The sequence below is a fragment of the Streptomyces sp. NPDC019937 genome, from assembly GCF_040631655.1.
Taxonomy (GTDB): domain Bacteria; phylum Actinomycetota; class Actinomycetes; order Streptomycetales; family Streptomycetaceae; genus Streptomyces.
In genome coordinates, this window is sequence record NZ_JBEYAL010000014.1 from 61,537 (window position 1) to 83,295 (window position 21,759).

Here is a 21,759-nt window from a genome sequence, read left to right on the forward strand (position 1 = left end):
CTCCTCCGCCTTGCGATCGCACGCCCCAGACCCCGCTCCCTGATCCGGCCTGATCCGAAAGACACCCCCTACGGGTGGTGGAGGCACCAGCCCTCCCAGGCGGACTCCACCATCGCGCGCACGTCGTGCCGGGCGGCCCAGCCCAGCTCCTTGCTGATCAGTTCGGTCGATCCGACGACCCGGGCCGGGTCGCCCGGGCGGCGGGGCCCGACCACGGGCGTGAGCTCGGGATGGCCGGTGACCTCGGCGATCAGGTCGGCCATCTCGCGCACCGAGACGCCCTGACCGGTGCCGATGTTCACCGTCAGATCGCCCGCGCCCGGCCGCGCGGCCAGGCGGCGGGCCACGGCGAGATGGGCGGAGGCCAGGTCCTCGACGTGGATGTAGTCGCGGATACAGGTGCCGTCCGGGGTCGCGTAGTCGTCACCGAAGATCCTCGGGGCCTCCCCGTGGGTGATCCGCTCGAACATCATCGGGATGATGTTGAACACTCCGGTGTCGGCCAGCTCGGGTCCCGTGGCGCCCGCCACATTGAAGTAGCGCAGACAGGCCGTCGACACCGAATGCGCCGCTCCCACGGCCCTGACCAGCCATTCTCCGGTCAGCTTGGTCTCCCCGTACGGGTTGATCGGCACACACGGGGTGTCCTCGGTGACCAGTTCCACATCCGGCATGCCGTAGACGGCGGCGGAGGAGGAGAAGAGGAAGCTGCCGATCCCGGCGGCGGTCACGGCCTCCAGCAGCACCGTGAGACCGTGCACATTCTCCCGGTAGTACCGCAGCGGCTGCTCGACGGACTCCCCGACCTGCTTCTTCGCCGCGAGATGCACCACACCGGTGATGTCCAGCTCCGCGAACGTACGGTCCAGCAGCTCACGGTCCAGGGTGGAGCCGCGCACGAGCGGAACGTCCTCGGGCAGCCGCCCGGGGATTCCGCTGGAGATGTCGTCGAGCACGGCCACCCGCTCGCCCGCCCGGGCCATGGCCCGTACGACATGCGACCCGATATATCCGGCACCACCTGTGATCAGCCACGTCATGACGGCACCCTATCCACAGGTCAGGGCGGCGCCCGTTTGTCGAGGGGACACGCCATCCACCATGATGATCGGCGGCGCGCGGAAGCGGTCGTTCCCCCGATCGTGTGGTGAATGCGCGGTGAACGGTCGCTTCCATCGATCCGATAGCCTCTGCCGACACGCCGCCCGCCCCACCCGGGACCGGGATGCGCGATGCCCGCTGTCCCCTCAGGGCTCCAGGGTTCCAGGCCTGTGCCAGAGCGGCGCGGTCACCATGTCAGCTGCCAAGGAGTGAGTTCGTCTGTCGACCGCGATTCTCACCGGTGCCCCGGTCGCCGGCTCGTCTCTCCAGGACGACCTGCGGTCGCTGGGTTTCGACGTGCGCACGGCGATCGACCCGGCCGGGGTGGCGACGGAGCTGGCCGCCGTCCCGCCGCGTGAGCGGGTGGCCCTCGTCGATCCCCGTTTCGTCGGCCACGGCCACGCCCTCCGCCTGGCGCTGACCGACCCCCGCTTCCCCGCGGCCGCCGTGCCCGGCGCGCTGACGGCGCAGCCGGAAGCCCGGGCCGCGTTGGCCCGCGCGGTGACGGCCGCCGCGGCCGCCCCCGGCGCCGCCGGGCAGGCCGAGCGCACTCCGGCGCCCGCGGCCGCCGCGGCCACGGCCGCCGGGCAGGTGGCCACGGTCGGCAGCGCCGAGGAAACGGACACCGGGGAAGCGGCGGAGGCCCGTACGCCCTCCCTCGTGGACGACATCGCCGCCGCCCTCGACGCCGAAGACGTCCCCCCGCACCGGCCCGAGCTGGGCGTGCTCGTCGCCACCGTGCCCGCGGACGAGGAGCGGCGGAGGGCGGCGCTGGCGCGGACCGCCTCCGTGGACGAGGAGCAGGTGCGGCTGCGCAGCGCCGTGAAGGCGCGGGACGGCTTCTTCACGACCTTCTGCATCAGCCCCTACTCCCGCTACATCGCCCGCTGGTGCGCCCGCCGCGGACTGACGCCCAACCAGGTCACCACCGCCTCCCTGCTCACCGCCCTCATCGCGGCGGGCTGCGCCGCCACCGGCACCCGGCCCGGGTTCGTCGCGGCCGGGGTGCTGCTGATCGCCTCGTTCGTCCTCGACTGCACCGACGGCCAGCTGGCCCGTTACTCGCTGCAGTACTCCACCCTCGGCGCCTGGCTGGACGCCACGTTCGACCGGGCCAAGGAGTACGCGTACTACGCGGGTCTCGCCCTCGGCGCGGCCAACGCCCCCGGCGGTGACGACGTATGGGCGCTCGCGCTCGGCGCGATGGTGCTCCAGAGCTGCCGCCATGTCGTGGACTTCTCCTTCAACGAGGCCAACCACGACGCCACCGGCAACAGCAGCCCCACCGCCGCCCTCTCCGACCGCCTCAACAGCGTCGGCTGGACGGTCTGGGTGCGGCGCATGATCGTGCTGCCGATCGGCGAGCGCTGGGCGATGATCGCCGTGCTGACCGCGCTCACCACACCCCGCATCACCTTCTCCGTCCTGCTCATCGGCTGCGCCCTGGCCGCCTGCTACACCACCGCCGGGCGGGTGCTGCGCTCGCTCACCCGCAAGGCGCGGCGCACCGACCGGGCCGCGCGGGCCCTGGCCGACCTCGCGGACTCCGGCCCGCTCGCCGAGCTGGTCGCCAAGGCGACCGCCCGTAGCTCCCGCGGCTATCTGGCACCGGTCGCGGCCGCCCTCGGCGCCGCGCTGCTCGTCGCCGGCGCCGCCGCGCTGCCGTACGGCTCCTGGCTCGCCGTCGCGGGCGCCGCGCTCTACGCCGTCCTCGCGGGCTGCGCCGTCGCCGCACCGCTGAAGGGCCCGCTGGACTGGCTGGTGCCGCCGCTGTTCCGGGCGGCCGAGTACGGGACCGTCCTCATCCTCGCCGCCCGCTCGCAGATGAACGGAGCATTGCCCGCTGCTTTCGGGCTGGTGGCGGCCGTCGCCTACCATCACTACGACACGGTGTACCGCATCCGCGGCGGCACCGGGGCGCCCCCGCACGGGCTGGTGCGGGCGATCGGCGGGCACGAGGGGCGGATCCTGGTGGTCACGGCCATCGCCGCGCTGCTGCACGGCCGGAGCCAGGGCGGCCCGAACCAAGGTTTCACCATCGCGCTGACCGCGCTCGCCGTGGTCATCGCGCTGACGGTGCTCATCGAGAGCATCCGCTTCTGGGTGTCCTCCGGAGCACCCGCTGTCCACGACGAAACAGGAGAACCCGCATGATCGGCCTCGTGCTGGCGGCCGGCGCCGGACGGCGTCTGCGCCCCTACACCGACACCCTCCCCAAGGCCCTGGTGCCGGTCGACGGTGAGACCACCGTCCTCGACCTGACCCTCGGCAACTTCGCGGAGGTCGGCCTGACCGAGGTCGCGATCGTGGTCGGCTACCGCAAGGAGGCGGTGTACGAGCGCAAGGAGGCCCTGGAGCAGAAGTACGGCCTCAAGCTCACCCTGATCGACAACGACAAGGCCGAGGAGTGGAACAACGCCTACTCCCTGTGGTGCGCGCGTGACGCGATCAAGCACACTGTGATCCTCGCCAACGGCGACACCGTGCACCCGGTCTCCGTCGAGAAGACCCTGCTCGCCGCGCAGGGCAACGGCCAGAAGATCATCCTCGCGCTCGACACGGTGAAGCAGCTCGCCGACGAGGAGATGAAGGTCGTCGCGGACCCCGCCAAGGGCGTCCAGAAGATCACCAAGCTGATGGACCCGGCCGAGGCGACCGGCGAGTACATCGGCGTCACCCTCATCGAGGGCGACGCCGCGGCCGACCTCGCCGACGCGCTGAAGACCACCTTCGAGCGCGACCCCGACCTCTACTACGAGGACGGCTACCAGGAGCTGGTCAACCGCGGCTTCAAGGTCGACGTGGCCCCGATCGGCGACGTCAAGTGGGTCGAGATCGACAACCATGACGACCTGGCGAAGGGCCGTGAGATCGCGTGCCAGTACTGACGAGGCTCATCCCCTCGCCGCTCGTCGTCGACATCCGCGCGGGCGCCCTGGACGACCTGGCGGACGTCCTGGCCGACCAGCGGATCTCGTCCTCCGGCAAGCTCGCCGTCGCGATCAGCGGCGGCTCCGGGGCCCTGCTGCGCGAGCGGCTGGCCCCGGCGCTGCCGGGCGCGAGCTGGTACGAGGTGGGCGGCGGCACCCTCGATGACGCGATCAAGCTCGCCGACCGGATGAAGTCCGGGCACTACGACGCGGTCGTGGGGCTCGGCGGCGGCAAGATCATCGACTGTGCGAAGTTCGCCGCGGCGCGCATCGGCCTCCCGCTGGTGGCCGTCGCCACGAACCTCTCGCACGACGGTCTGTGCTCACCGGTCGCGACCCTCGACAACGACGCGGGCCGCGGCTCGTACGGCGTGCCGAACCCGATCGCCGTGGTCATCGACCTCGATGTGATCCGCGAGGCCCCGGTCCGCTTCGTCCGCTCCGGCATCGGCGACGCGCTCTCCAACATCTCCGCGGTCGCGGACTGGGAGCTGTCCCACCGCGAGACCGGCGAGCAGATCGACGGACTCGCCGCCGCCATGGCACGCCAGGCGGGCGAGGCCGTGCTGCGCCACCCCGGCGGCGTCGGCGACGACAGCTTCCTGCAGGTGCTGGCCGAGGGCCTGGTCCTCACCGGCATCTCGATGTCGGTCGCGGGCGACTCCCGTCCGGCCTCCGGCGCCTGCCACGAGATCAACCACGCCTTCGACCTCATGTTCCCCAAGCGCGCGGCGAGCCACGGCGAGCAGTGCGGTCTTGGCGGGGCGTTCGCGATGTACCTGCGCGGGGAGCACGAGCAGTCGGCGTTCATGGCCGAAGTGCTGCACCGGCACGGTCTTCCGGTGCTGCCCGAGGAGATCGGCTTCACCGTGGACGAGTTCGTCCAGGTCGTGGAGTACGCGCCGAAGACCCGCCCCGGGCGCTACACGATCCTCGAGCACCTCGACCTCTCATCCGACGCGATCAGGGACGCATACGCCGACTATGCCAAAGCAGTCAGTCAAGCCATCAGTGGCTGAACTCCGCCCGGTCGTTCACCCCGCGGGGGTGAAGGACCGGCGGAGCGGTGAGCACTGGGCCGGGCGCCTGTACATGCGGGAGATCTCGCTGCGCTGCGACCGGTACCTGGTGAACACGCGGGTCACGCCCAACCAGCTGACGTATCTGATGACCGTCTTCGGCGTCCTCGCCGCCCCGGCCCTGCTGGTGCCGGGGATCGCGGGCGCCGTGCTCGGGGTGCTGATGGTCCAGCTCTACCTGCTGCTGGACTGCGTCGACGGCGAGATAGCCCGTTGGAAGAAGCAGTTCTCGCTGGGCGGTGTGTATCTGGACCGGGTCGGCGCCTACCTGTGCGACGCCGCGGTGCTCGTCGGCTTCGGTCTGCGCGCCGCCGACCTGTGGGGCTCGGGGCGGATCGACTGGCTGTGGGCGTTCCTCGGCACCCTCGCCGCGCTCGGCGCCATCCTGATCAAGGCCGAGACCGACCTCGTCGGGGTCGCCCGGCACCAGGGCGGTCTGCCGCCGGTCAAGGAGGCGGCCTCCGAGCCGCGCTCCTCCGGTATGGCGCTGGCCCGCAGGGCGGCCGGGGCGCTGAAATTCCACCGGCTGATCCTCGGCATCGAGGCGTCGCTGCTCATCCTCGTGCTGGCGATCGTGGACCAGGTGCGCGGCGACCTGTTCTTCACCCGGCTGGGCGTAGCCGTACTGGCCGGTATCGCCGTGCTGCAAACCCTGCTTCACCTCGTGTCCATCCTCGCGTCGAGCAGGCTCAAGTGACGGGCGGCACGATGAGGGTCGGAGCGGTTGTCCTGACGATGGGCAACCGCCCCGAGGAGCTGCGCGCGCTGCTCGACTCGGTCGCCAAGCAGGACGGCGATCCGATCGAGGTGGTCGTCGTGGGCAACGGCTCGCCCCTTCCGGCGCTCCCCGAGGGCGTACGGACCATCGAGCTGCCCGAGAACGTGGGCATCCCGGCGGGGCGCAACGTCGGCATCGAGGCGTTCGGACCGGGCGGCCGCGACGTCGACGTCCTGCTGTTCCTCGACGACGACGGGCTGCTGCCGGGCACCGACACGGCCGAGCTGTGCCGTGCGGCGTTCGCCGCCGACCCGGAGCTGGGCATCATCTCCTTCCGTATCGCCGACCCCGACACGGGCGTCACCCAGCGCCGCCATGTGCCCCGGCTGCGCGCCGCCGACCCGATGCGCTCCTCGCGGGTCACCACCTTCCTCGGCGGTGCCAACGCGGTCCGCACCGTGGTGTTCCAGCAGGTCGGCGGGTTGCCGGACGACTTCTTCTACGCCCATGAGGAGACCGATCTGGCCTGGCGGGCGCTGGATGCCGGATGGATGATCGACTACCGGTCGGACATGGTGCTGTACCACCCGACCACCGCGCCCAGCAGGCACGCGGTCTACCACCGCATGGTCGCGCGCAACCGGGTCTGGCTGGCCCGGCGTAACCTTCCGGCCCTGCTCGTACCCGTGTACCTGGGCGTCTGGCTGCTGCTCACACTGGCCAGGCGTCCGTCCAGGACCGCGCTTCGTGCCTGGTTGGGAGGGTTCCGGGAAGGCTGGAAGACCCCTTGTGGTCCACGGCGGCCCATGAAGTGGCGTACGGTATGGCGCCTGACCCGACTGGGCCGACCTCCTGTCATCTGACAAGCTCGTATCAGATACGCATCGAGCGCGACCCGGGGCGCGGCCCCGCTCAGCGCACCCTGAAGACGAAAGTGTCAACTGTGAGCGAGACTACGCACGACAGTGCGGTCGCCGTGAGTGCCCCGCCATCACCCGACGACGGCCTGTCCCCCGCCGAGCTGGCGAAGAAGTACGGCCTGTCGGTCAGCGGTGCCCGGGTGGGCCTCGGCGAGTACATCCGCCAGATGTGGGGCCGGCGTCACTTCATCCTGGCCTTTTCGCAGGCCAAGCTCACTGCCCAGTACAGCCAGGCGAAGCTGGGTCAGCTGTGGCAGGTGGCGACGCCGCTGCTGAACGCGGCGGTGTACTTCTTCATCTTCGGCCTGCTGCTGGGCGGCAGGGGCGGCATGGGGAACGAGCAGTACATCCCGTTCCTGGTGACGGGGGTGTTCGTCTTCACCTTCTCGCAGAACTCCGCCATGGCCGGAGTGCGGGCGATTTCCGGGAACCTGGGTCTGGTGCGGGCCCTGCACTTCCCGCGGGCCTCGCTCCCGATCTCCTTCTCGCTCCAGCAGCTCCAGCAGCTGCTGTTCTCGATGATCGTGCTGGTCGTGGTCCTGCTGGGCTTCGGGCACTTCCCGGACTTCTCGTGGCTCCTGGTCATCCCGGCCCTGGCGCTCCAGTTCGTCTTCAACACCGGTCTCGCCCTGATCATGGCCCGGATGGGCGCCAAGACGCCGGACCTGGCACAGTTGCTGCCGTTCATCCTGCGCACGTGGATGTACGCCTCCGGCGTGATGTACCCGTTGGAGCACATGCTCCAGAAGGCGGGAGCGCACTCCTGGGTCTCCGACGTTCTGCTGGCGAACCCGGCGGCGGTCTACATGGATCTGATGCGGTACGCGCTGATCGACGGCATGCCCGAGGCCCTGCCGCCGCACGTCTGGTCGTTCGCCCTGGGCTGGGCGGTGCTCTTCGGCGTCGGGGGTTTCGTGTACTTCTGGAAGGCAGAGGAGCAGTACGGCCGTGGCTGAGCAGACACTCGAAACCGTCGAGCGGGCCGCGCCCGCCGAGGCCCGCGTGCCCACCGTCATCGCCGACGACGTGCACATCGTCTACCGCGTCAACGGCGGCCCCAAGGGCCGTGGCAGCGCCACCGCCGCGCTGAGCCGCATCCTGCGCCGCAAGGGCGCCCCCGGTATGCGCGAGGTGCACGCCGTGCGCGGCGTCACCTTCGTGGCCTACAAGGGTGAGTCGATCGGCCTCATCGGCTCCAACGGATCCGGCAAGTCGACCCTCCTCAAGGCCGTGGCGGGCCTCCTGCCCGCCGAGCGCGGCAGCGTCTACACCGACGGCCAGCCGTCGTTGCTCGGCGTCAACGCGGCCCTGATGAACGACCTCACCGGTGAGCGGAACGTCATTCTGGGCGGTCTGGCCATGGGGATGTCGCGCGAGCAGATCCGCGAGCGGTATGCGGACATCGTGGACTTCTCGGGCATCAACGAGAAGGGCGACTTCATCACCCTCCCGATGCGCACCTACTCCTCCGGCATGGCGGCCCGCCTCCGCTTCTCCATCGCGGCGGCCAAGGACCACGACGTCCTGATGATCGACGAGGCCCTGGCCACCGGTGACCGGAAGTTCCAGAAGCGCTCCGAGGCCCGCATCCGGGAGCTGCGCAAGGACGCCGGAACGGTCTTCCTCGTCAGCCACAACAACAAGTCCATCCGGGACACCTGCGACCGGGTGCTGTGGCTGGAGAAGGGCGAGCTGCTGATGGACGGGCCGACGGACGAGGTCATCAAGGCCTACGAGAAGGAAACCGGCAAGTAGCCGAAAACCGGGAGGGGCCGGGGCCGCGGGGCGGCTCCGGCCCTTCTGTATGCACCCGTCCTGTGGAAAAGCTCACGCACTGTCACCCTGCCCGACTAAGGTGGTGGTCAGAATGGTCCATCGGACTTACGGGGGGTGACGCGTGCGACTGCTGCCGGGAATTGAGCACCATGGCGATCCGGTCGATCGGCGCGGGAAAAGCGGAAGCTGTGTTCCGTATCGGGGGAGGGACCTGGTGAACACACGTCCGCCAGGTGGAATTTCGCCCTGTCGCCAGGGCGCGGACGGGCCGTCCGGACCGTCCCGGGGCGCCGCGGCAGGCCGCCGACCGGCCGTCCCTCGGTTCCGGCCGCGGTCGCACGGTCTCCCGGTGGGCCGCGCGCGAACCGAAGGTGACGCAGAGGTACCGCCGCTGCCGCTGTTCACTAAACGGAGGCGCTGTATCGTGTGCGTGTACGCCGGGTTGCCGAGCGGCGGGGTATGAGGGAGGGGGACGCGTGTCGCCAGGGGAAGCGCACGTCGCACCGTACTCACGGCGTGAGCGGTTGCGCATTGCGACCATCCGCGAAATCAAGGACGTCGCCCGGACGCTCCTGGTTCAGGAGGGCCCGGAGAATGTGACCATCCGGGCCATCGCGCGGGAGATGGGCATGACCGCGCCGGCCGTCTACCGCTACTTCAGCAGCCGGGACGCGCTGATCCTGCAGCTGCGGGTGGACATCTTCGCGGAAATGGCCCGCTACATGCGCGGGGTCATCGGGCAGCTCCCCGAGGGCGAGCCCGGTCGCAGACTGATCGGCGGCGCCCGGGCGCTGCGCGTCTGGGCCATCAAGCACCCGCATGAGTTCGGCCTCATCCTCGGACCCTGGGCCCCGGGCCTCGGGCGCGAGGAGACCAAGCCGGAGCGCACCATGGGCTGGGTCTTCGGGTCCGTCTTCTCCGACCTGGTCTCCGACCTGTGGCGGGTGCGGGGCTTCCCGGCCCCCGAGGAGCAGGAGCTGGATCCGGCGCTGGCCCGTCAGCTCGGGGCGCTCAGCGAGGACCAGGGTGTGGACATGCCGCCGGGCGCCATCGCCGTCATGCTGCGCTGCTGGGCGCGGCTGTACGGGGTGATCTCCATGGAGGCGCTGGGACACATGTCGTTCGGGCTCTCGGAGGGGCAGTCGTTCTTCGAGTTCGAGCTGCGCGACCTGTGCACCATGCTGGACATCACCGAGTTCTACGACGAGGCCGCCTGACCCGGTCGGCGGGCGGTCCTCGGGGGCGTCGCCCGGGGTGTGGCCCCGTACGCGTGTGCGCCGAGGGGCGTAAGCTGTGGCAATGCCCAACCGGATCATCTCGGACGTGTGCGGCTGTCACCTGTTCGGGGGTGTCCGGCCGGACACCCTTGACATGTCGGCGCGGCGTGTCCGGATCGTGCCGACCCTGGCAACCGGTGTAGAACGGGGGATGTGACGGCATTGGCTCCACGGCCCATTTTCAGTACGCCCACGGGCCCCGGTCACCGGGATCCGCGCGGCGTCCTGGCCCTCGCCCGTACGCCTGGCTGTCCACGGTGACCGCGGAGGACGAGCGCAGCGGGTCCTCCACCACGTCGGGCAGCCTGAGCGGCGGGCAGGAAGCCGCGCGCGTCGTGCTCGACAAGGCCGCGCACGAGAACTTCCCCGTGGCCCCCTTCTTCGTCCCCCGCGCCTGGCGCGCCGATCTCATGGCCGTCTACGGCTACGCCCGGCTGGTCGACGACATCGGCGACGGCGATCTGCCCCCCGGCGGGGCCGACGCCGAGCTGCTGGGCCTGGACCGGTCCCTCGCCGATGATCCGCTCGCGATGCTCGACGCGTTCGAGGCCGACCTCGACCGCGTCTTCGCCGACACCCCGCCCGCGGCGCCCCGCCATCCGCTGCTGCGCGCGCTGCGCCCCACCGTCCGCCGCCACGGCCTCACCCCGGGCCCCTTCCGCGGCCTGATCGAGGCCAACCGGCAGGACCAGCGGGTCCGGCGGTACGCCACCTTCCAGGAGCTGCTGGACTACTGCGAGCTGTCCGCCAACCCGGTGGGCCGGCTCGTCCTCGGCATCACCGGCACCACGACCCCCGAGCGGGTCCGCCGCTCCGACGCGATCTGCACCGCGCTGCAGATCATCGAGCACCTGCAGGACGTCTCCGAGGACCTTCGCAGGGACCGCGTCTACCTCCCGGCGGAGGACATGAAACGCTTCGGGGTGACCGAGGCCGACCTCGCCGCCCCGAAGGGCGGTGCATCGGTGTGTGCCCTGGTCGCGTACGAGGCGGAACGCGCCCGAGACCTGCTGAATGAAGGCACCCCACTGGTGGGTAGCGTCCACGGCAGGCTGAAGGTGCTGCTCGCCGGATTCGTGGCCGGGGGGCGGGCCGCCTTGCGGGCGGTCGAGGCCGCGGGGCATGACGTACTCCCTGGACCGCCCAGGCCCACCAAGCTCAGCCTGCTGCGCGAGGTGGGGGCGACACTGCGAAGAGAGGGGTGAGCCGGACCGTGGACGGATTTCCGCACGCGTCCGCGCCAGTGCTCGCGGCATACCGCTACTGCGAGGCCGTGACCGGGCACCAGGCCCGCAACTTCGCCTACGGCATCAGGCTGCTGCCCACCGAGAAGCGCCACGCGATGTCGGCGCTCTACGCCTTCTCGCGCCGCATCGACGACATCGGCGACGGCGCGCTGGGCGCCGACGCCAAGCGGGCCCGGCTCGCCGAGACCCGCGGGCTGCTCGACCGGATCCGGGCCGGTGCGATCGAGGAGGACGACACCGACCCGGTGGCCGTCGCGCTCAGCCACGCCGCCCGGCGCTTCCCGATCCCGCTCGGCGGGCTCGACGAGCTGATCGACGGCGTGCTGAAGGACGTGGCCGGGCAGTCGTACGAGACCTGGGACGACCTCAAGGACTACTGCCGCTGTGTGGCGGGCGCCATCGGGCGGCTCTCCCTCGGCGTGTTCGGCACCGTACCCGGCGCGCGCGAGGCCGACCGCGCCCCCGAGTACGCCGATACGCTCGGTCTCGCGCTCCAGCTGACCAACATCCTGCGCGACGTCCGCGAGGACGCCACGACCGGACGCACCTATCTGCCCGCCGAGGACCTCGCCAAGTTCGGCTGCGCCGACGCCTTCCGCACCTCGGCCGCCCCGCCCGACGCCGACTTCACCGGTCTGGTGCAGTTCGAGGTCCGGCGGGCCAGGGCGCTCTTCGCCGAGGGCTACCGGCTGCTGCCCATGCTGGACCGGCGCAGCGGGGCGTGCGTGGCCGCCATGGCGGGCATCTACCGCAGACTCCTGGAGCGGATCGCCCAGGACCCCGCGGCCGTCCTGCGCGGCCGCGTTTCGCTGCCGGGCCACGAGAAGGCGTACGTCGCCGTGCGCGGCCTCGCCGGGCTCGACGCCCGCGCCGCCGTCCGCCGCGGGGCCGGGGGGATTCGATGACTCAGGCAACCTCGCAGCCCCGCGCCGCGTCGTGTTCACCCGAGGGGGTGAACCCATGACAGCCCGCACCGCACACTCCGCCGACCGCCCGGAACCGGACCCGGCAGGCCGCCCCGAGGGGGCGGCCGCGCTCGTCCGCGACCCGCGCGCACAGGTGAGCGAGCACGACCGTGAGCACACCGGAGGGGCCCGGACGGCGCTGGTGATCGGCGGCGGGATCGCCGGGACCACCGCGGCCCTCGCGCTCGCCGACGCCGGTGTGCGCGTCACGCTGCTCGAAGGGCGCCCCCGGCTCGGCGGGCTCGCCTTCTCCTTCCGCCGCCCCTCACCGGCCGGTGAGCTGAGCGTCGACAACGGGCAGCACGTCTACCTGCGCTGCTGCACCGCCTACCAGTGGTTCCTGGACCGGGTCGGCGCCACCGGGCTCGCCCCGCTCCAGGGCCGGCTGGACGTACCCGTCGTGGACGCCGCCGCGCGGCCCGGGCGGCGGCTGGGCCGGCTGCGCCGCACCGCCCTGCCGGTGCCGCTGCACCTGGCCGCGAGCCTCGCCACCTATCCGCACCTCTCGCTCGCCGAGCGCGCCCGGGTGGGCCGCGCCGCGCTCGCCCTGGGGCGGCTGGACCCGCTGGACCCGGCGCTGGACGCGGAGGACTTCGCGGGCTGGCTGCGCCGCCACGGCCAGTCGCCGCGCGCCGTCGAGGCGCTGTGGGACCTGGTGGGCGTGGCCACGCTCAACGCCACCGCCCGGGACGCCTCGCTGGGCCTGGCCGCGATGGTCTTCAAGACCGGGCTGCTCTCCGAGGCCGGTGCCGCCGACATCGGCTGGGCCCGCGCCCCGCTCGGCGAGCTGCACGACACCCTCGCCCGCGCCGCCCTGGACGCGGCGGGCGTGGCGACCGAGCTGCGCACCCGCGTCACCGCCGTCACCGCCGCCGAGGGCCGCTGGACCGCGCACACCGACCGCGGCCCGCTCCACGAGCCGGTGGACACGGTCGTCCTCGCCGTGCCGCAGCGGGACGCGCACGCCCTGCTGCCCGACGGCGCCCTCGACGACCCGGACCGGCTGCTGCGGATCGGCACCGCGCCCATCCTCAACCTGCACGTCGTCTACGACCGCACCGTGCTGCGCCGCCCGTTCTTCGCCGCCCTCGGCAGCCCCGTCCAGTGGGTCTTCGACCGCACGGACGCCTCGGGGCTGCGGGACGCGCCGGGGGCCGGGGACAGCCAGTACCTGGCGGTGTCCCAGTCCGCCGCGAGGGACGACATCGACCGCCCGGTCGCCGAGCTGCGCGCCCGCTACCTGCCGGAGCTGGAGCGGCTGCTGCCGGGCGCCCGCGGCGCGCGGGTACGGGACTTCTTCGTCACCCGGGAGCGCACCGCGACGTTCGCCCCGGTCCCCGGCGTGGGGCGGCTGCGGCCCGGCGCCCCCACCAACGCGCCCGGCCTGTACCTGGCCGGTGCGTGGACCGCCACCGGCTGGCCCGCGACCATGGAGGGCGCCGTGCGCAGCGGGCTCACCGCGGCCCGCGCGGCGCTCTCAGAAACCGGCCGCCCGCACGTGATTCCGCTTCCCGCCGTCGGCGGGGGGACGCCCAAGGAGGCGGCATGAGCACCACCACAGAAACCAGAGGAGAGACCGTGACCCCGGCGACCCCAGCTGTCGACTCCGCAGGCGTCATCGCGCTGTTGGAGCGCGGCCGTACGCTTGCCACGCCGGTGCTGCGCTCGGCGGTGGACCGGCTGGCCCCGCCCATGGACACCGTCGCCGCCTACCACTTCGGCTGGATCGACGCCGACGGCCGCCCCGCCGCGGGGGATGGCGGCAAGGCGGTGCGCCCGGCGCTCGCGCTGCTGTCCGCGCAGGCGGCCGGCGCCGACCCGGAGGTCGGGGTGCCCGGCGCGGTCGCGGTCGAGCTGGTGCACAACTTCTCGCTGCTGCACGACGACCTGATGGACGGTGACGAGCAGCGCCGCCACCGCGACACCGTGTGGAAGGTCCACGGACCGGCCCAGGCGATCCTGGTCGGGGACGCGCTCTTCGCCCTCGCCGGGGAAATACTGCTGGAGCTGGGCACCGTGGAGGCGGGGCGGGCCACCCGCCGGCTCACCTCCGCGACCCGCAAGCTGATCGACGGCCAGGCGCAGGACATCTCCTACGAGCACCGGGAGCGGGTCACCGTCGAGGAGTGCCTGGAGATGGAGGGCAACAAGACCGGCGCCCTGCTGGCCTGCGCCGCCTCCGTCGGCGCCGTCCTCGGCGGCGCCGACGACCGCGCCGCCGACACCCTGGAGCGCTACGGCTACCACCTGGGCCTCGCCTTCCAGGCCGTGGACGACGTGCTGGGCATCTGGGGCGACCCGGTCGCGACCGGCAAGCAGACCTGGAGCGACCTGCGGCAGCGCAAGAAGTCGCTGCCGGTGGTCGCGGCCCTCGCCGCCGGGGGCCGGGCCTCCGAGGACCTGGCCCAGATCCTCGCGGCCGACGCGCACAAGCCGGAGGACGAGTTCGCCGACTTCAGCGAGGAGGAGTTCGCGACCCGCGCCGCGCTGATCGAGGAGGCCGGCGGCCGGGACTGGACCTCGCAGGAGGCCCGTCGGCAGTACGCGAAGGCCATCGAGGCCCTCGACGAGGTGGACATGCCCGGCGAGGTACGAGATCAGTTCGTGGCGCTCGCGGACTTCGTCGTCGTCCGGGAGAGATGATCACAACCGACCGCGCCAGGCCCTGGGCCCGTAGGACCAGGCTCGCAGTCGCCGGCCGGCACCAGCCCGGTGCCGGCCGACGGAAGCCCCAACGACGGCAGATCACACTGCAGAGGGGAAGCCATGACAGCGACAACCGTCCAACCGTCCGAGTCATCCGAATCCGAGACGTTAACCGTCGCCCGTGAGGCGACGGCCCGCGCGGTCCGGCATCTGCTCTCCCGCCAGGACGAGCAGGGCTGGTGGAAGGGCGACCTGGAGACCAACGTCACCATGGACGCCGAGGACCTGATGCTCCGGCAGTTCCTCGACATCCAGGACCCCGGCGTGCTCGACGCCGCCGCCCGCCACATCCGCTCCCAGCAGGGCGCGGACGGCACCTGGGCCACCTTCCACGGCGGCCCGCCGGAGCTGTCCGCCACCATCGAGGCGTACGTCGCCCTCCGGCTGGCCGGTGACGCCCCCGACGCGCCCCACATGGCCGCCGCCTCGGCGTGGGTGCGCGACCAGGGCGGGGTGGCCGCAAGCCGCGTCTTCACCCGCATCTGGCTGGCGCTCTTCGGCTGGTGGCGGTGGGAGGACCTGCCCGAGCTGCCACCGGAGATCATCTACTTCCCGGCGTGGCTGCCGCTCAACCTCTACGACTTCGGCTGCTGGGCGCGGCAGACCATCGTGCCGCTCACCATCGTCTCCGCGAAGCGCCCGGTGCGCCCCGCCCCGTTCTCCCTCGACGAACTCCACGCCGACCCGCGCAGGCCGAACCCGCCCCGCCCCGCCGCCCCCCTCGCCTCCTGGGACGGCGCCTTCCAGCGGCTGGACCGGGCCCTGCACCTGTACCGCAAGGTGGCCCTGCGGCCGCTGCGCCGGGCCGCGCTGCGCTCCTGCGCCCGCTGGATCGTGGAGCGGCAGGAGAACGACGGCTGCTGGGGCGGCATCCAGCCGCCCGCCGTCTACTCCGTGATCGCGCTCCACCTCCTCGGCTACGACCTCGACCACCCGGTGATGCGCGCCGGGCTGGAGTCGCTGGACCGCTTCGCCGTCTGGCGCGAGGACGGCAGCCGCATGATCGAGGCGTGCCAGTCCCCGGTCTGGGACACCTGTCTGGCCGTCATCGCGCTCGCCGACGCCGGACTCGCCCCCGACCACCCCGCCCTGGTCAAGAGCGCCGACTGGATGCTCGCCGAGCAGATCGACCGGCCCGGCGACTGGTCGGTCAAGCGGCCCCGGCTCGCCTCCGGCGGCTGGGCGTTCGAGTTCCACAACGACAACTACCCCGACATCGACGACACCGCCGAGGTCATCCTCGCGCTGCGCCGCGTCGACCACCCCCAGCCGGACCGGGTCCAGGCGGCCGTGCGGCGCGGGGTGCGCTGGACGCTGGGCATGCAGTCCCGCAACGGGGCGTGGGGCGCGTTCGACGTCGACAACACCAGCCCGCTGCCCAACCGGCTGCCGTTCTGCGACTTCGGCGAGGTCATCGATCCGCCGTCGGCCGATGTCACCGCCCACGTCGTGGAGATGCTGGCCCACGAGGGCGGCGCCCGCGATCCGCGCACCCGGCGCGCCATCAACTGGCTGCTGGCCGAGCAGGAGCCGGGCGGCGCCTGGTTCGGCCGCTGGGGCACCAACTATGTGTACGGGACCGGCTCCGCCGTCCCCGCCCTGGTCGCCGCCGGGATCCCGGCCTCCCACCCGGCCATCCGGCGGGCCGTGCGCTGGCTGGAGAGCGTGCAGAACGAGGACGGCGGCTGGGGCGAGGACCAGCGCTCGTATCCCGACCCCGAGTGGATGGGGCGCGGCGCCTCCACCGCCTCCCAGACCGCGTGGGCGCTGCTGGCGCTGCTGGCGGCGGGGGAGCGGGAGAGCAAGGCGGTCGAGCGCGGGGTCGGCTGGCTCGCGGCCACCCAGGAGCAGGACGGCTCCTGGGACGAGCCGTACTTCACCGGCACCGGCTTCCCCTGGGACTTCTCCATCAACTACCACCTGTACCGGCTGGTCTTCCCGCTCACCGCGCTCGGGCGCTACGTGAGCGGCGAGGCCACCGGCGCGCGGCCGCGGAGGACGTGATGGCCTCCGGACCGGCCCCGGACACCGGCGGCGCCCCGCTGCTGATCGCCTGCGCGCTCGGCATCGAGCGGTTCGCGCTGCGAGGGGCCGGTCTCGGCGCCGCCGCCGGGCCGGTGACGGTGCTGCGCACCGGCATGGGACCGCAGGCGGCCGAGCGGGCGGTGCGCCGCGCGCTGGCCGCGGGGCGGGACCGGGCCCGGCCGGTCCGTACCGCCGTCGTCGCCACCGGTTTCTGCGCCGGGCTCGCTCCGGGGATGCACCCGGGGGACCTGGTGGTGGCCGACGAGACCCGCGACCCGGCCGGCCGCACCCCCTGCCACGGCAGCAGCCTCCTCGCCGAGGCGCTGGCCCGCCATGCCCGGCGGACCGGCGGGGGCGCCGGGCGCACCGTGCACATCGGGCCCGTCGTCGGCTCCAACCATGTGGTGCGGGGCGCGGAGCGGGCCGATCTGCACGCCGCCGGCGCCATCGCGGTGGACATGGAGTCCGCCGCCACCCTGCGCAGCGCGGTGCGCGGTGGCGCACGCCCGGTTGCGGCCGTCCGGGTGATCGTGGACGCTCCTGAACATGAGCTGGTCCGCATCGGGACGCTGCGCGGTGGAATATCGGCTTTCCGGGTACTACGAACTGTTCTTCCCGCTTTTTTCGATTGGCACCGTTCCTCTTTGCTCCCAGGAGGTGAGCTAGATGGCCATGCCGCTCCGCCAGACCATCCGGGTCGCGACGTATCTCTTTGACCAGAAGGTGCTCAAGCGCCGGGACAAGTTCCCGCTGATCGTGGAGTTGGAGCCGCTGTTCGCCTGCAACCTCAAGTGCGAGGGCTGCGGCAAGATCCAGCATCCGGCGGGGGTGCTCAAGCAGCGCATGCCGGTGGCGCAGGCGGTCGGCGCGGTGCTGGAGTCGGGCGCCCCGATGGTCTCCATCGCCGGCGGTGAGCCCCTGATGCATCCGCAGATCGACGAGATCGTCCGGCAGCTGGTGCAACGGAAGAAGTACGTCTTCCTGTGCACCAACGCGATGCTGCTGCGGAAGAAGATGGACAATTTCGCCCCCTCCCCGTACTTCGCGTTCGCCGTGCACATCGACGGGCTGCGCGAGCGGCATGACGCGTCGGTGGCGAAGGAGGGGGTGTTCGACGAGGCGGTGGCGGCGATCAGAGAGGCCAAGCGGCGCGGTTTCCGGGTCACCACCAATTCCACCTTCTTCAATACCGACACCCCGCAGACCATCGTCGAGGTACTCGACTTCCTCAATGACGACCTCAAGGTGGACGAGATGATGATCTCGCCCGCCTACGCGTACGAGAAGGCGCCCGACCAGGAGCACTTCCTGGGGGTCGAGCAGACCCGCGAGCTGTTCCGGAAGGCGTTCGCGGGCGGCAACCGCAGGCGCTGGCGGCTCAACCACAGCCCGCTCTTCCTGGACTTCCTGGAGGGCAGGACCGACTTCCCGTGCACCGCCTGGGGCATCCCCAACTACTCGCTCTTCGGCTGGCAGCGGCCCTGCTACCTGATGAGCGACGGCTACGTGCCCACCTACCGCCAGCTGATCGAGGAGACCGACTGGGACAAGTACGGCCGGGGCAAGGACCCGCGCTGCGACAACTGCATGGCCCACTGCGGCTACGAGCCCACCGCCGTCCTGGCCACCATGGGCTCGCTCAAGGAGTCGCTGCGCGCGGCCCGCGAGAGCGCCGTGGGCTGACACCCGAGGAGGGGAACCGAGCATGCCGCTGCTGGAGAACATCCGGGGCCCGCACGACCTCAAAGCACTGACCACGGAGGAGCTTGCCGCACTCGCCCAGGAGATCAGGGAGTTCCTGATCGAAGCCGTCGCCAGGACCGGTGGGCATCTGGGCCCCAACCTGGGCGTCGTCGAGCTGTCCATAGCCCTGCACCGCGTCTTCGACTCGCCGGTGGACCGCATCCTGTGGGACACCGGCCACCAGTCCTACGTCCACAAACTGCTCACCGGCCGCCAGGACTTCTCCAAGCTCCGCGGCAAGGGCGGGCTCTCCGGCTATCCGTCGCGCGCCGAGTCAAGCCACGACGTCATCGAGAACAGCCACGCCTCCACCGTCCTGGGCTGGGCCGACGGCCTCGCCAAGGCGGGCGAGATCCGCGGCCGCACCGACCATGTGGTCGCGGTCATCGGCGACGGCGCGCTCACCGGCGGCATGGCCTGGGAGGCGCTCAACAACATCGCCGCAGCCCGCGACCGCCCGCTGATCATCGTCGTCAACGACAACGAACGCTCCTACGCCCCCACCATCGGCGGCCTCGCCGGCCATCTGGCCACCCTCCGCACCACCGACGGCTACGAACGCTTCCTCGCCTGGGGCAAGGACGTCCTCCAGCGCACCCCCGTCGTCGGACAGCCGCTGTACGGATCGCTGCACGGCGCGAAGAAGGGGTTCAAGGACGCCTTCGCGCCGCAGGGAATGTTCGAGGACCTGGGGCTGAAGTACGTCGGGCCGATCGACGGGCACGACACGGAGGCCGTCGAGGCGGCGCTGCGGCGCGCCAAGCGGTTCCACGGCCCCGTCCTGGTCCACTGCATCACCGAGAAGGGCCACGGCTACCGGCCCGCCCTGGAGGACGAGGCCGACCGGTTCCACACCGTCGCCGCGATGGACCCGCTCACCTGCGCCCCCCTCATCCCCTCCCGCGGCCGGTCGTGGACGTCGGTGTTCGGCGAGGAGATGGTGGCCATCGGGGCCGAGCGGCCCGACGTGGTGGCCCTCACCGCCGCGATGCTCGACCCCGTCGGCCTCGCGGACTTCGCCGAGGCGTACCCGGACCGGGTGTGGGACGTCGGCATCGCCGAGCAGCACGCGGCGGTCTCGGCGGCCGGGCTCGCCACCGGCGGGCTGCATCCCGTCATCGCCGTCTACGCGACCTTCCTCAATCGCGCCTTCGACCAGCTGCTGATGGACATCGCCCTGCACCAGTGCGGGGTGACCTTCGTCCTGGACCGGGCGGGCGTCACCGGTACCGACGGGCCCAGCCACAACGGCATGTGGGACATGTCCGTCCTCCAGGTGGTGCCGGGCCTGCGGATCGCCGCCCCGCGCGACGCGGACCAGCTGCGCGCCCAGCTGAGGGAGGCGATCGACGTGGACGACGCGCCGACCGTCGTCCGCTTCCCCAAGGAGTCGGTGGGGCAGCCCATCCCGGCCCTGGAGCGGATCGGCGGGATGGACGTGCTGCGCCACGGCGACGACGTACTGCTCGTGGTGGCCGGGGTCATGGCGCCGGTGGGCTTGCGCGCCGCCGAGCTGCTGGCCGAGCGCGGCATCGGCTGCACCGTGGTCGATCCGCGCTGGGTCAAGCCCGTCGACCCCGAGCTGCCCGCGCTCGCCGCCCGCCACCGGGCGGTGGCCGTCGTCGAGGACAACGTGCGCAGCGCCGGGGTGGGCGCGGCCATCGGCCAGGCGCTGCGGGACGCGGGCGTCGACCTGCCGCTGCGGACCTTCGGCATCCCCGAGGCGTTCCTGCCGCACGCCAAGCGCGGCGAAGTGCTCGCCGACATCGGACTCACCCCCGCCGAGATCGCGGGCCGGATCGGTGCGGCCCTGGCCCGTATCGATGGGCGCGCCGCCGCCGGGGAGGCCGCCGCCAAGGAGAGGGACGCATGACAGCAGCCGAGCAGCGCTCGGGTTTCGACCTGGGCAAGCTCCTGGCCGGGCGCGGGTCCGAGCGCTATGACCTGCACACCCGGTACCTCAACCACCAACTGCCGCGGATGCTGCACACCATCGGCTTCGACAAGGTCTACGAGCGGGCCGAGGGCGCGTACTTCTGGGACGACGAGGGCCAGGACTACCTGGACATGCTCGCCGGTTTCGGGGTGATGGGCCTGGGCCGCCACCATCCCGTCGTCCGCAAGGCGCTGCACGACGTCCTGGACGCCTCGCTGGCCGATCTGACCCGCTTCGACTGTCAGCCGCTGCCCGGGCTGCTCGCCGAGCGGCTGCTCGCCCACGCCCCGCACCTGGACCGGGTGTTCTTCGGCAACAGCGGTACGGAGGCCGTCGAGACCGCGCTCAAGTTCGCCCGCTGCGCGACCCGTAAGCCGCGCGTCCTGTATTGCACGCACGCCTTCCACGGGCTCACCACCGGATCGCTGTCGGTCAACGGCGAGACGGGCTTCCGCGACGGCTTCGCACCGCTGCTGCCCGACACCGCGATCCCGATGGGCGACCTGGGCGCGCTGGAGCGGGAGCTGAAGCGCGGGGACGTCGCCGGGTTCGTCGTCGAACCGATCCAGGGCAAGGGGGTGCACGAGGCGCCGCCGGGCTTCCTGCGCGGCGCGCAGGAGCTGCTGCACCGCCACAAGGCGCTGCTCATCGCCGACGAGGTGCAGACGGGGCTCGGCCGCACCGGGGACTTCTTCGCCTACAGCCACGAGGACGGCGTCGAACCGGACCTGGTGTGCGTGGCCAAGGCGCTGTCCGGCGGCTACGTGCCCGTCGGCGCGACCCTCGGCAAGGACTGGATCTTCAAACGGGTCTACTCCTCCATGGACCGGGTGCTGGTGCACTCGGCCAGCTTCGGGGCCAACGCGCAGGCCATGGCGGCGGGGCTCGCCGTCCTCGCCGTCATGGAGGACGAGCAGATCGTCGCGAACGCCCGCCGCACCGGCGCGCTGCTGCGCGACCGGCTCACCGCGCTCATCGACCGCTATGAGCTGCTGCACGACGTCCGCGGCCGCGGGCTGATGATCGGCATCGAGTTCGGCAAGCCGGTCTCGCTGGGGCTGCGCAGCCGCTGGTCGATGCTGCAGGCCGCGCGCAAGGGTCTGTTCGCGCAGATGGTCGTGGCGCCGCTGCTCCAGCGCCATCGCATCCTCACCCAGGTCTCCGGCGACCATCTGGAGGTGATTAAGCTGATTCCGCCGCTGATCATCGGCGAGCGGGAAGTGGACCGCTTCGTCGAGGCGTTCACAGCGGTCATGGATGACGCACACGGGGGCGGCGGTCTGATGTGGGAGTTCGGCCGGACCCTCGTCAAGCAGGCGGTGGCCAACCGCTGACC

18 protein-coding genes are annotated in these 21,759 nt (G+C 72.0%); 17 read left to right on the plus strand and 1 reads right to left on the minus strand.

Annotated elements, in window-relative coordinates; translation table 11 throughout:
- Positions 1-68 precede the first annotated feature (68 nt).
- Entirely contained in the window at positions 69-1,040 is a 972-nt protein-coding gene (galE, locus tag ABZ562_RS16105; protein ID WP_361479028.1) for a UDP-glucose 4-epimerase GalE, read from the minus strand.
- A gap of 280 nt (positions 1,041-1,320) precedes the next feature.
- On the opposite strand from galE, the gene ABZ562_RS16110 reads away from it, so the two are divergent.
- From ABZ562_RS16110 to ABZ562_RS16190, 17 genes are all read left to right on the plus strand, one after another.
- On the plus strand, positions 1,321-3,255 hold the full coding sequence (locus tag ABZ562_RS16110) for a DUF5941 domain-containing protein (RefSeq protein ID WP_361479345.1): 1,935 nt from the start codon (positions 1,321-1,323) through the stop codon (positions 3,253-3,255).
- Positions 3,252-3,989 (plus strand): phosphocholine cytidylyltransferase family protein, encoded by a 738-nt coding sequence (locus ABZ562_RS16115; protein WP_361479031.1) that lies wholly within the window; start codon positions 3,252-3,254, stop codon positions 3,987-3,989. The genes ABZ562_RS16110 and ABZ562_RS16115 overlap by 4 nt, the downstream gene beginning before the upstream one ends.
- Entirely contained in the window at positions 3,977-5,050 is a 1,074-nt protein-coding gene (locus ABZ562_RS16120) for an iron-containing alcohol dehydrogenase family protein (RefSeq protein ID WP_361479034.1), read from the plus strand. Before ABZ562_RS16115 ends, ABZ562_RS16120 begins: the two co-directional genes overlap by 13 nt.
- Positions 5,016-5,807, plus strand: coding sequence for a CDP-alcohol phosphatidyltransferase family protein (locus ABZ562_RS16125; protein ID WP_361479037.1), 792 nt, complete (start codon positions 5,016-5,018; stop codon positions 5,805-5,807). Before ABZ562_RS16120 ends, ABZ562_RS16125 begins: the two co-directional genes overlap by 35 nt.
- A gap of 11 nt (positions 5,808-5,818) precedes the next feature.
- Positions 5,819-6,691: a glycosyltransferase gene (locus ABZ562_RS16130; RefSeq protein WP_055557474.1), complete on the plus strand. Its 873-nt coding sequence runs from the start codon at positions 5,819-5,821 to the stop codon at positions 6,689-6,691.
- 80 nt (positions 6,692-6,771) lie between these two features.
- A complete protein-coding gene (locus ABZ562_RS16135; RefSeq protein WP_055557416.1) occupies positions 6,772-7,704 on the plus strand; it encodes an ABC transporter permease in 933 nt (310 codons plus the stop codon).
- On the plus strand, positions 7,697-8,503 hold the full coding sequence (locus tag ABZ562_RS16140; RefSeq protein WP_361479042.1) for an ABC transporter ATP-binding protein: 807 nt from the start codon (positions 7,697-7,699) through the stop codon (positions 8,501-8,503). Before ABZ562_RS16135 ends, ABZ562_RS16140 begins: the two co-directional genes overlap by 8 nt.
- Positions 8,504-9,000: 497 nt before the next feature.
- On the plus strand, positions 9,001-9,741 hold the full coding sequence (locus ABZ562_RS16145) for a TetR family transcriptional regulator (RefSeq protein WP_055557418.1): 741 nt from the start codon (positions 9,001-9,003) through the stop codon (positions 9,739-9,741).
- Between the two features lie 395 nt (positions 9,742-10,136).
- Positions 10,137-11,006, plus strand: a complete 870-nt coding sequence (gene hpnC / locus ABZ562_RS16150) for a squalene synthase HpnC (protein ID WP_361479348.1) — start codon at positions 10,137-10,139, stop codon at positions 11,004-11,006.
- Positions 11,003-11,953 (plus strand): presqualene diphosphate synthase HpnD, encoded by a 951-nt coding sequence (gene hpnD / locus ABZ562_RS16155; protein ID WP_361479045.1) that lies wholly within the window; start codon positions 11,003-11,005, stop codon positions 11,951-11,953. Before hpnC ends, hpnD begins: the two co-directional genes overlap by 4 nt.
- Positions 11,954-12,008: 55 nt before the next feature.
- Positions 12,009-13,562 (plus strand): hydroxysqualene dehydroxylase HpnE, encoded by a 1,554-nt coding sequence (gene hpnE / locus ABZ562_RS16160; protein WP_361479048.1) that lies wholly within the window; start codon positions 12,009-12,011, stop codon positions 13,560-13,562.
- Positions 13,559-14,656, plus strand: coding sequence for a polyprenyl synthetase family protein (locus tag ABZ562_RS16165; protein WP_361479051.1), 1,098 nt, complete (start codon positions 13,559-13,561; stop codon positions 14,654-14,656). The genes hpnE and ABZ562_RS16165 overlap by 4 nt, the downstream gene beginning before the upstream one ends.
- 123 nt (positions 14,657-14,779) lie before the next feature.
- On the plus strand, positions 14,780-16,723 hold the full coding sequence (gene shc / locus ABZ562_RS16170) for a squalene--hopene cyclase (protein ID WP_361479054.1): 1,944 nt from the start codon (positions 14,780-14,782) through the stop codon (positions 16,721-16,723).
- A complete protein-coding gene (locus ABZ562_RS16175) occupies positions 16,723-17,460 on the plus strand; it encodes a 1-hydroxy-2-methyl-2-butenyl 4-diphosphate reductase (protein WP_361479057.1) in 738 nt (245 codons plus the stop codon). The genes shc and ABZ562_RS16175 overlap by 1 nt, the downstream gene beginning before the upstream one ends.
- Complete coding sequence (gene hpnH, locus ABZ562_RS16180; RefSeq protein ID WP_361479059.1) at positions 17,411-18,427, plus strand: adenosyl-hopene transferase HpnH; 1,017 nt, start codon at positions 17,411-17,413, stop codon at positions 18,425-18,427. Before ABZ562_RS16175 ends, hpnH begins: the two co-directional genes overlap by 50 nt.
- 22 nt (positions 18,428-18,449) lie before the next feature.
- Positions 18,450-20,360 carry a 1-deoxy-D-xylulose-5-phosphate synthase gene (gene dxs / locus ABZ562_RS16185; RefSeq protein WP_361479062.1) on the plus strand — a complete coding sequence of 637 codons (1,911 nt, stop codon included), beginning with the start codon at positions 18,450-18,452 and terminating at the stop codon, positions 20,358-20,360.
- Positions 20,357-21,757, plus strand: coding sequence for an aspartate aminotransferase family protein (locus ABZ562_RS16190; protein ID WP_361479065.1), 1,401 nt, complete (start codon positions 20,357-20,359; stop codon positions 21,755-21,757). Before dxs ends, ABZ562_RS16190 begins: the two co-directional genes overlap by 4 nt.
- Positions 21,758-21,759 lie beyond the last annotated feature (2 nt).

Bases quoted from the DNA above. Each gene is read 5' to 3' on its own strand.
- shc (WP_361479054.1), top strand. From the start codon at position 14,780: ATGACAGCGACAACCGTCCAACCGTCCGAGTCATCCGAATCCGAGACG.
- hpnH (WP_361479059.1), top strand. From the start codon at position 17,411: ATGGCCATGCCGCTCCGCCAGACCATCCGGGTCGCGACGTATCTCTTT.
- galE (WP_361479028.1), bottom strand. From the start codon at position 1,040: ATGACGTGGCTGATCACAGGTGGTGCCGGATATATCGGGTCGCATGTC.
- hpnE (WP_361479048.1), top strand. From the start codon at position 12,009: ATGACAGCCCGCACCGCACACTCCGCCGACCGCCCGGAACCGGACCCG.
- ABZ562_RS16130 (WP_055557474.1), top strand. From the start codon at position 5,819: ATGAGGGTCGGAGCGGTTGTCCTGACGATGGGCAACCGCCCCGAGGAG.
- ABZ562_RS16190 (WP_361479065.1), top strand. From the start codon at position 20,357: ATGACAGCAGCCGAGCAGCGCTCGGGTTTCGACCTGGGCAAGCTCCTG.
- ABZ562_RS16165 (WP_361479051.1), top strand. From the start codon at position 13,559: ATGAGCACCACCACAGAAACCAGAGGAGAGACCGTGACCCCGGCGACC.
- ABZ562_RS16115 (WP_361479031.1), top strand. From the start codon at position 3,252: ATGATCGGCCTCGTGCTGGCGGCCGGCGCCGGACGGCGTCTGCGCCCC.
- ABZ562_RS16175 (WP_361479057.1), top strand. From the start codon at position 16,723: ATGGCCTCCGGACCGGCCCCGGACACCGGCGGCGCCCCGCTGCTGATC.
- ABZ562_RS16125 (WP_361479037.1), top strand. From the start codon at position 5,016: ATGCCAAAGCAGTCAGTCAAGCCATCAGTGGCTGAACTCCGCCCGGTC.
- dxs (WP_361479062.1), top strand. From the start codon at position 18,450: ATGCCGCTGCTGGAGAACATCCGGGGCCCGCACGACCTCAAAGCACTG.